8 protein-coding genes are annotated in these 10,004 nt (G+C 69.8%); all 8 read left to right on the forward strand.

Annotation, left to right across the window (positions count from 1 at the left end):
- Window positions 1–712 precede the first annotated feature (712 nt).
- The 8 genes from ACFV15_RS46620 to ACFV15_RS46655 all read left to right on the forward strand — a co-directional run bounded on the left by ACFV15_RS46620 (window position 713) and on the right by ACFV15_RS46655 (window position 9,972).
- Window positions 713–2,872, forward strand: a complete 2,160-nt coding sequence (locus ACFV15_RS46620; RefSeq protein ID WP_378359749.1) for a hypothetical protein — start codon at window positions 713–715, stop codon at window positions 2,870–2,872.
- Window positions 2,865–3,845, forward strand: a complete 981-nt coding sequence (locus ACFV15_RS46625; RefSeq protein ID WP_378359751.1) for an HAD-IIA family hydrolase — start codon at window positions 2,865–2,867, stop codon at window positions 3,843–3,845. Before ACFV15_RS46620 ends, ACFV15_RS46625 begins: the two co-directional genes overlap by 8 nt.
- Window positions 3,846–3,887: 42 nt before the next feature.
- The gene (locus ACFV15_RS46630) at window positions 3,888–4,085 is read left to right on the forward strand and encodes a hypothetical protein (RefSeq protein ID WP_378359762.1); all 198 of its coding nucleotides are present in this window, start codon (window positions 3,888–3,890) and stop codon (window positions 4,083–4,085) included.
- 4 nt (window positions 4,086–4,089) lie between these two features.
- Window positions 4,090–4,905: a TlyA family RNA methyltransferase gene (locus ACFV15_RS46635; RefSeq protein WP_378359753.1), complete on the forward strand. Its 816-nt coding sequence runs from the start codon at window positions 4,090–4,092 to the stop codon at window positions 4,903–4,905.
- Window positions 4,902–5,825, forward strand: a complete 924-nt coding sequence (locus tag ACFV15_RS46640; protein WP_378359755.1) for an NAD kinase — start codon at window positions 4,902–4,904, stop codon at window positions 5,823–5,825. Before ACFV15_RS46635 ends, ACFV15_RS46640 begins: the two co-directional genes overlap by 4 nt.
- A gap of 105 nt (window positions 5,826–5,930) precedes the next feature.
- Window positions 5,931–7,751, forward strand: a complete 1,821-nt coding sequence (recN, locus tag ACFV15_RS46645; protein ID WP_378359757.1) for a DNA repair protein RecN — start codon at window positions 5,931–5,933, stop codon at window positions 7,749–7,751.
- 95 nt (window positions 7,752–7,846) lie between these two features.
- Window positions 7,847–9,031 (forward strand): putative cytokinetic ring protein SteA, encoded by a 1,185-nt coding sequence (gene steA, locus ACFV15_RS46650; RefSeq protein WP_378359759.1) that lies wholly within the window; start codon window positions 7,847–7,849, stop codon window positions 9,029–9,031.
- Window positions 9,028–9,972, forward strand: a complete 945-nt coding sequence (locus ACFV15_RS46655; RefSeq protein WP_378359761.1) for a copper transporter — start codon at window positions 9,028–9,030, stop codon at window positions 9,970–9,972. The genes steA and ACFV15_RS46655 overlap by 4 nt, the downstream gene beginning before the upstream one ends.
- Window positions 9,973–10,004 lie beyond the last annotated feature (32 nt).

Genomic DNA, 10,004 nt, shown 5'->3' on the forward strand with positions numbered 1-10,004 from the left:
AGGACGCCGCCGAACTTACGTTGGAAGAGGCCCGAGGTCTCGGTCGAGAACAGCAATGTTCTCCCGAACCTCGGGCCTTTTTCATACCCCAAAACAGCCCACCCCACCGGGCGGTGCCGGGCTGGGGCTTGTGCGGGAACCGCGGACACGCGTACACAGACCGCGGACACGCGTGCAGGGAACGCGGACACGCGTACACAGCGAGCAAGCCACCACCCGAAGATCAACTCGCTCCCCGCGCACGCCAACCTGCTCGCCACGCACGCCAACTTGCTCGCCACGCACGCCAACTTGCTCCCCATGCACGAGTGTCGTCCGGCTGTGCACGCGAGCCGTCCGTTCCGGTACGCGTGCCGACTCCCCAGGCACGCGCACCGACTGCTCGGGTACGCGCACCGACTGCTCGGGTACGCGAGACGACTGCTCGGGTACGGGTCCTGACTGCGCGGGTTGCTCTCCGTGTTCGGGTGTTTGCCGGTCGTGGACTGGTTGGGCGGTTCCTCTCTCGTTTGGGAGTGGGGTGGGGCGGCTTTATGGGGTTGGGGTTTTCGAGGTGAGGGGCTGTTTTTGTCGGGTGGGTCACTTAATCGGCGGGTGGGGGCTCCGCCGCATTTGAGCTGAGTGCGGTCCGTTAGAATTGCCGATTGTCCGCAGTGGCGGACCTTCTTCGTATGTTCATAGTGAGTGTTTTTTCGGTGGCAGGAGGCCCCAAGTGTCCGAGTTCGGTCGACGTGACTCAGAGGATGAGGCGGCGTCAGGCCGGTCGGCTCGTCGCGACGCCACCCCTCGTGGGAAGAGCGTAGGCGGCCCGCGGGGCGGCGCCAGGCAAGACCGTGGTGGACGGGACGGTGGCTATCAGGGCCGTCCGCGCCGCGATGACCGAGGTGACCGGGGTGCCGGTGGCGGTGGCTACCAGGGCAACCGGGCCGGCGGCGGCAGCCGTGACGGTGGGCCCTCTGGTGACCGGGGACAGCGGTCCGGTGGTGGCTACCAGGGGAACCGGCCGGACGGCCGTCCGACCGGTGGCGGCTACAACAAGGACCGCTCTGACCGGCCCTCCGGTGGTTACAACAAGGACCGTTCCGACCGGCCCTCCGGTGGCTACAACAAAGATCGTTCCGACCGGCCCTCCGGTGGTTACAACAAGGACCGTTCCGACCGGCCGACCGGTGGCTACAACAAAGATCGTTCCGACCGGCCGACCGGTGGTTACAACAAGGACCGTTCCGACCGGCCCTCCGGTGGTTACAACAAGGACCGTTCCGACCGGCCGACCGGTGGCTACAACAAGGACCGGTCTGACCGGCCCACCGGCGGCTACCAGGGCAACCGCTCCGGCGGCGGGTACCAGGGCAACCGTGATGACCGTCGGTCGGCCGGCGGCTACCAGGGGAACCGGTCGGACGACCGGCCTAGCGGTGGTTACCAGGGCAACCGGTCCGACCGCCCGAGCAGCAGCGGTGGCTACCAGGGCAACCGGGACGACAAGCGCTCCGGTGGCTTCAACCGCGATGACAAGCGTTCGGATGACCGTCGTTCCGGTGGGTTCAACCGGGACAGCCGGTCCGACGACCGTCGTCCCAGCAGCGGTGGTTACCAGGGGAACCGGTCCGACCGCCCCAGCAGCGGCGGCGGGTACCAGGGCAACCGCGACAGCGACCGGCCCTCGTACAACAAGGACCGCGGGGATCGCCCGTCGTACAACAAGGACCGGTCCGACCGGCCGTCGTACAACCGGGATGACCGCCCGTCCTACAACAAGGACCGCGGCGACCGCCCGAGCTACAACCGTGACGACCGGCCCAGCTACAACAAGGACCGCTCGGATCGCCCGTCCTACAACAAGGACGACCGGCCTTCGTACAACAAGGACCGGGGCGACCGCCCGTCGTACAACAAAGACCGTGACGACCGGCCCAGCTACAACAAAGACCGCGCTGACCGCCCGAGCTACAACAAGGACGATCGCCCGGCCTACAACAAAGACCGGCCGTCGTACAACAAGGACAGCCGTCCCAGCTACAACAAGGACGACCGTCCCGCCTACAACAAGGACCGGTCCGACCGGCCGAGCGGCGACAGCAAGCCCCGCTTCGAGCGCAAGGACGACCGTCCGGCCCGCGGCAACCGCGACGAGATGCGGTCCAAGCACTCCTCGCGTCCGCCGGGCCCGAAGGACGACGCCGAGCTCGCCAGGGAACTCCTGCAGGCCCCTGAGCTGCCCGAGGGCATCGAGTTCTCGGACCTCGACGACGAGATCCGCCAGGACCTCCGCACGCTGCCCAAGGCGCTCGCGGAGACCGTCGGCAAGCACCTGGTGGCCGCCGGTGGCCTGATGGACACCGACCCCGAGAAGGCGCTCGAGCACGTCAAGTACGCCAAGGCGAAGGCCTCCCGCGTGCCGGTCGTCCGCGAGGCGCTCGGCCTGGTCGCTTATCAAGCCGGGAACTGGTCCGAGGCGCTCTCGGAGCTGCGTGCGGTGCGGCGGATGACGCGTAGCGATGTGCACATCGCCGTCATCGCGGACTCCGAGCGGGCCATGGGCCGTCCCGAGCGGGCGCTCGACCTCGCCAAGGAGGTCAACACCGACTCGCTGCCGAAGGATGTCCAGGTCGAGCTGCGGATCGTCGCAGCCGGCGCGCGCCGTGACCTCGGGCAGCTGGACGCCGCCGTGGTCGCGCTGCAGACGGACGACCTGGTCCCGTCCAAGCGGGACCCGTGGAGTGCTCGCCTCTTCTACGCCTACGCCGACAATCTCGCGGCGGCCGGGCGCAAGGAAGACGCGCTCAAGTGGTTCCTCAACGCCGCCGAGGCCGATGAGGAAGACGAGACCGATGCCGCCGAGCGGGCAGCGGAGCTCGGCAGTGAGTGACGCTCTGCTCGCCGGGTACGACGCGGTGCTGTTCGACTTGGACGGCACCGTGTACCACGGCGCGCAGGTGATCGAGGGTGCCGTTGAGGTGATCGCCGACATCCGCGCTCAGGGCGCGGCCGTCCGGTTCGTCACGAACAACGCCTCGAAGGCTCCGGAAGCCGTTGTCGAGCACCTCGGTGAGCTCGGCATCGCCGCCGAGGCCGATGAGGTCAGCACCAGTGCGCAGGCGGGTGTCGCGCTGCTCAAGGAGCGCGTGCCCGCCGGGACACACGTGCTCGTCGTCGGTGCCGAGTCGCTGGCGGACGAGGTCGAGAAAGCGGGCCTCGTCCCGGTCAGGCAGGCGGGCGACGACGTCAAGGCCGTGGTGCAGGGGCATTCCCCCGACAACGGCTGGCGGATCCTTTCCGAGGCCACGCTCGCCATCCGCGCGGGTGCGCTCTGGGTCGCCACCAACGTGGACAAGACGCTGCCGAGTGAACGTGGACTGCTGCTCGGCAACGGCTCGATGGTCGCCGCCGTGCGATCGGCCACCGACGCCGAGCCGCTCGTCGCCGGGAAGCCGCAGCCTGGGCAGTTCCTGGCCGCGGCCGAGGGCGCTGAGCGGCCGCTCGTCGTCGGGGATCGGCTCGACACGGACATCGCGGGCGCCAACGCGGCCCGGATACCGGTGCTGTGCGTGCTCGGCGGGGTCGCCACACCGGCCACTCTGGTCACGGCCATTCCCGAGGAACGGCCGCAGTTCATCGCGCGGGACCTCACCGGGCTCCGCGAATCGGCCACGACGCTCGAGGTCGGCCCCAGCGAGACGTGGACGGTCGACATCCGCGACGAGCTGGTCGTGTCCGGTGACGGTGACGCGCTCGACCTGCTGCGCGCGCTGTGCCACGCGGCTTGGGAATCGGGTGTCACCGGTGTCCGCGCCGACGGGCAATCGGCCAGCCGGGCGCTGGCCGAACTCGGTATCGGCTAGCGTGGCGGGGTGCATCCGCAACACACGCCGTACCCGCGGCCGATGCCGGGACCACCGCCGTCCCGGCCGGTCGAAGCGGACCAGACAGAGCCTCAGGACACGGACCCGCGTGCCGGCATCGACGAAGCCGTGAGCGCGCTCGACGAGCTGGACAGGCTGCCGCTGTCCGTGCACGTCGAGCGGTTCGACGCCGTGCACACCGAGCTCACCGTCGCGCTGTCCAGCATCGACAAGGTCTGAGCCCATGCCCCGCAGGGCCCGCCTCGACGCGGAACTCGTCCGGCGCGGTCTCGCCCGCTCACGCGAACAGGCCTCCGCGCTCATCACCGGCGGCAAGGTGACCGTGCGCGGCATGGTCGCGAGCAAACCCGCCACCGGCGTGGAGTCCGACGCGCCCATCGTGGTGCGCGACGAGGACGACCCCGGATGGGCCTCGCGCGGCGCGCACAAGCTGCTCGGCGCTCTCGAGGCTTTCGAAGGACTCACGGTCGAGGGCAAGCGCTGCCTCGACGCAGGCGCGTCCACCGGCGGCTTCACCGATGTGCTGCTGCGCAACGGCGCGGCCACCGTGATCGCCGCCGACGTCGGCCGCGGCCTGCTCGACTGGCGGCTGCGCACCGACGAGCGTGTCGTCGTCATGGACAAGACCAATGTCCGGAGTGTGACGCCCGAGGACCTCGGTGGGCAGGTCGACCTGGTCGTCGGCGATCTCTCGTTCATCTCGCTCAAACTCGTGCTGCCCGCGCTGGCCGCGTGCGCGAAACCCGGCGCCGACCTGGTGCCGATGGTCAAGCCGCAGTTCGAGATCGGCAAGGAACGCCTCGGCAGCGGGGGTGTGGTTCGCGATCCGGAACTGCGGGTCGAGACCGTGCTCAGCGTGCTGGCCGAGGCCGCGAAGCTCGGACTCGGCTTCCGAGGAGTCACCGCAAGCCCGTTGCCGGGACCGTCCGGCAACGTCGAATACTTCATCTGGTTGCGCCAGGACCCGGAGACCTCCACTGTGGACACCGTGGAGATCGAGGCACAGGTGCGGAAGGCCGTCCTGGAGGGCCCGCAGTGAACGCCGACCGTGAAGTGCTGCTCGTCGTGCACCCCGACTACGACACCACCCGTTCCGCCGCGCGCGAGGTGTCCGCGAAGTTCTCCAAGGCGGGTATCCGGCTGCGAGTGCTCGACAAGGAGGTCCGCGACCTCATCGAGCCGAACCAGGGCCTCGGCTCGCCGTGCCTGGTCGTCGCGCCCGAGGAGGACCCGGCGGAGGGCACCGAGCTCGTGTTCGTGCTCGGCGGCGACGGGACGCTGCTGCGTGCGGCCGAGCTGGCCCGCCCGCACGGGGTGCCGGTGCTCGGGGTGAACCTCGGGCGCGTCGGGTTCCTGGCCGAGGCGGACTTCGACAAGCTCGAAGACACCATGCAGCGCGTGGTCGAGCGCAACTACCGCGTCGAAGAGCGGATGACCATCGACGTCACCGCCACCTGCGACGGCGAGGTCATCGCCGAGACCTGGGCGCTGAACGAGGCGAGCGTCGAGAAGAGCAGCCGTGACCGCGTGCTGGACGCGCTGATCGAGGTCGACGGCAGGCCCGTGTCCGCGTTCGGCTGCGACGGCGTGCTGTGCGCGACCCCGACCGGCTCGACCGCGTACGCGTTCTCCGCGGGCGGCCCGATCATCTGGCCGGACGTGCAGGCGCTGCTGGTCGTGCCGAGCAACGCGCACGCCATGTTCGCGCGCCCGCTGGTGGTGTCCAAGGACTCCGAGATCACCGTCGGTATCGACCCCGACGGGTCGACCGCGGTGCTCACCTGTGACGGCTCGCGGCACTTCGACCTGCCCGCCGGCACCCGGATCCGGGTGGTCAGCGGCCAGGTTCCGGTGCGACTGGTGCGGCTGTGGGACGGGCCGTTCACCGACCGGCTGGTGCAGAAGTTCGCATTGCCCGTGAAGAGCTGGCGCGAGCGACACGCCCGGGGCACCGAATAGAACAAGTGTTTGAATGCGCCGTTCACCGCGCTTTATCGCGGTTTCGGCGCCGAAAGGCCCCCTGTGCTGCGCGAAGCCGATGGGCGGGCGACTACGGTGGTGCCCGTGCTTGCCGAGATGCGCATCCAGGGCCTCGGAGTGATCGAGGACGCCCTGCTGGAGTTTCACCCGGGCTTCACCGTGGTCACCGGTGAGACAGGCGCTGGGAAGACCATGGTCGTGACCGGGCTCCACCTGCTCTCCGGGGGCCGTGCCGAGGCGTCGAAAGTGCGCGTCGGCACGAACAAGGCCACCGTCGAGGGCCGGTTCATCCTGGTCGGGGCCGACGGGGCCAAGGAGATCGTCGCCGACTCCGGCGCCGACATCGACGAGGACGGCAGCGTGATCGCGCTGCGCTCGGTCGCCGCCGACGGGCGCTCGCGCGCCCATCTCGGCGGGCGGTCCGTGCCGGTCGGGGTGCTGTCCGACCTGTCGGAGCAGCTGCTCGCGGTGCACGGGCAGAACGACCAGCTGCGGCTGCTGCGCCCGTCCGAGCAGCGTGACGTGATCGACCGGTTCGCCGGGGTCGCCGTCGCGGATCCGCTCGCCGCGTACCGCGAGGTCCGCGAGGACTGGCTGGCGGTCGTCAACGAGCTCAACGAGCGCACCAGCCGGTCGCGTGAGCTCGCGCAGCAGGCCGACATGCTCAAGCTCGGCCTCAGCGAGATCGAGGCGGTCAACCCGGAACCGGGCGAGGACACCGAGCTCACCGAGAAGATCAAGCGGATGGCCGCGGTCGACGAGCTGCGCGAGTCCGCCTCGGGCGCACAGGCCGCCGTTTCCGGAGCCGCCGAGGGCGACCCGGACGTGGTGAGCGCGCTCGCGCTGATCGCCGAGGCGAGGCGTCGCGTCAGCACGTCCGAAGATCCGATCCTGCGTGACATGGAGCCACGGCTCGCCGAGGCGGCCGTGCTGCTGTCCGACGTCGGCACGGAGCTCACCGGGTACCTGGATTCGCTCGACGCCGACCCGGCGCTGCTGGAGAAGGTGCTCGCCCGCCAGGGTGACCTCAAGCGCCTGACGCGTAAGTACGCGGCCGACGTCGACGGGGTGCTGGCATGGGCCGAGGACGCCCGTGCGCGGCTGTCCACAATGGATACCTCGGAGGAGGCGCTCGCCGCGCTCGCCGACCGCCGCGACGAGCTGGCCGTGGAGCTGGCCGAGCACGCGTCGACGCTGTCGGCAGCGCGTGCGCTGGCCGCCACCGAGCTGGCCGAGGCGATCACCTCGGAGATGGCCGGGCTGGCGATGGGGCAGGCCGAGATCGAGGTCACCGTGCACCGGCGGCCCGCCGAGGCCAATGACCCGTACGCGCTCAAGGTCTTCGACACGATGGTGCACGCGGGCGCGGACGGCGTCGACGACGTCGAGCTGCTGCTGCGCGCGCACAACGGCGCGCCGTCGCTGCCGGTGCACAAGGCGGCGTCCGGTGGTGAGCTCTCGCGCGTCATGCTGGCGATCGAGGTCGTGCTCGCGCACGCCGACACCACGCCGACGCTGGTGTTCGACGAGGTCGACGCCGGGGTCGGTGGCCGGGCGGCCGTCGAGATCGGCCGTCGGCTGGCGCGGCTCGCGCGCAGTCACCAGGTCCTGGTCGTCACGCACCTCCCGCAGGTGGCCGCGTTCGCCGATCAGCACCTCGTGGTGGACAAGGGCACCTCGGGCGGGATCACCCGCAGCGGGGTGCGCGTGCTGGAGCAGTCGGAGCGGGTGATCGAACTCGCGCGCATGCTCGCCGGCATGGAAAGCACCGAAACGGGTCGTGCGCACGCGGAGGAACTGCTCGCGGTCGCCGAAGCCGACAAGGCCGTGCCGGAGTCGTGGAAGGAATCACCCACCCGTACGGGTAAGAAGAAAGGCGCCACCGCGGGAAAACGTGGTAAATAGCCTGATCAAGAGCGTTAAGGGTCACGGGTAATTGTCCGTGGCCGCTTCGGCGTGGCGGACGCGTTCTCGCGTGTCACTTTGTCACCATCAGAAGCATGAAGCTCACCGGTCTGCTCGCCCGTAACTCCGAAACGCTGCCCGGGGTCACCGGAGTGGCCCGTGTCGATCGCCGCACCCGCGAGCTGCTTCGCCGCATCGGGGCCGGTGACATCGTCGTGCTCGACCAGATCGACCTGGACCGGTCGACGGCCGACTCGCTCGTCGACGCCGAGGTCGCGGCCGTGGTCAACGCGTCGCCGTCGATTTCCGGGCGGTTTCCCAATCTCGGGCCGGAAATCCTGCTCGCGGCCGGTATTCCGCTGATCGACTCGGTCGGCAGCGAGTTGCTGCGCCGGGTCAAGGACGGCACGAAACTGCGCGTGCACGAAGGCGTCGTCTATGTCGGCGACCGTGAGGTCGCCAAGGGTTTCGAGCAGACAGCGGAAAGCATCGCCGATCTGATGATCGAGGCGAAAGCCGGGATGTCCACCCAGCTCGAGGCCTTTTCCGCGAACACCATCGAATTCCTGCGCCGTGAGCGCACGCTGATACTCGACGGCGTCGGCGTGCCCGAGCTGCGGGTGCCGCTCAAGGAGCGCCACGTGCTCGTGGTCGCGCCGGGCAACGGCCACGCCGAGGACCTGAAGAAGCTCAAGAAGTACATCTCCGAGCACCGCCCGGTGCTGATCGGCGTCGACGCCGGCGCGGACACGCTGCGCGCGCAGGGCTACCGGCCGGACATCATTGTCGGCGACCCGCAGGGCATCGGCGCGGACACGCTGCGTGTCGGCTCGGAGGTCGTCGTGCCCGCGCAGCCCGACGGGCACGCGCCCGGCCTGGAGCGCATCCAGGACCTCGGCATCGGCGCGGTCACCTTCCCCGCGTCCGGCAACCCCGAAGACCTCGCGCTGCTGCTGGCGGACGCGCACGACGCGTCGCTCGTCGTCACGGTCGGCTTCCAGGCCACCCTGCGCGAGTTCCTGGACCAGGGCCGGTCCGGCTCGAATCCGTCCACCTTCCTGACCAGGCTGAAGCTGGGCACCAAGCTCGTCGACGGCAAGGCGGTGGCCACGCTGCACCGCAGCCGGGTCTCGATCGGCGCCATCGTGCTGCTGGTGCTCGCCGCCATCGTGGTGGTCGTCGCCGCGCTGCTCGTCTCCGACGTCGGTTCGGTCTATCTCGACTGGGTGCGCGACACCTGGAACTCGTTCACAAGCTGGGTCAAGGGGCTTTTCACGTGATTTCTCTGCGGTACCACGTCGTTTCCATCGCCGCCTGCTTCCTGGCGCTCGCCGTCGGGGTCGTGCTCGGCTCCACCGCGCTGAACGGCTCGCTGATGTCCGGCCTGTCGAACCAGAAGGACGACCTCGCCAAGCAGGTCTCCGATCTGGAAGGCCAGCGCAACGCCCTGAACGCCCGCCTCACCGACGCGGACGCCTTCGCGGGCTCCCAGGGCGCGCGCATCGTCGCGGGCCTGCTGGACAAGCGCTCGGTCGTGCTGGTGACCACAGAGGACGCCAAGCCCGCCGACCGCGACGCGCTCAAGCAGCTCATCGGCCAGTCGGGCGCTTCGGTCACCGGCGAGGTCCAGCTGACCGCGGCGTTCTCGGATCCGTCCAAATCGGACCAGCTCCGCCAGATCGTCACCCGTCTGCAGCCCGCCGGTGTGCAGTTCCCGACGGCGCCTGACTCCGGGACTTTGGCGGGTGCCTTGCTCGGGTCGGTACTGCAGCTGAACAAGGACAGCGCGAAGCCGCAGTCGTCGCCGGAGGAGCTGACCGCGGCTCTGAGCGGGCTGACCGATGGCGGCTTCGTGAAGGCGGGCGATGTGAAGCCTGCCCAGCTGGCGGTCGTGCTTGTCGGTGCTCAGGCGACCGGTGACGGCGCGGGCGACAAGGCCTCGACCATCGCCCGCTTCGCGACGCAGCTCGACCGTTCCGGCGCGGGCACGGTGCTCGCGGGAACCCCGGGTTCCGCCGAGGGAACCGGCGCACTCGGCGTGGTGCGCGCCGACACTTCGGCCACCTCGATCCTGTCCACTGTGGACAACGTCGACACCTCGGCCGGTCGCATCACGACCGTGCTCGCCCTGCGCGAGCAGCTCGAAGGTGCTTCGGGCCGCTACGGCTTGGCGGGCAACGCGCAGGGGCCCGCCCCGGGCGTCAAGCAGCCAGGGTCGTGAGTGGTACGGCCGGTTAGAACCGGCCGTACCAC

This window comes from Amycolatopsis sp. NPDC059657 (assembly GCF_042734395.1).
Taxonomy (GTDB): Bacteria; Actinomycetota; Actinomycetes; order Mycobacteriales; family Pseudonocardiaceae; genus Amycolatopsis.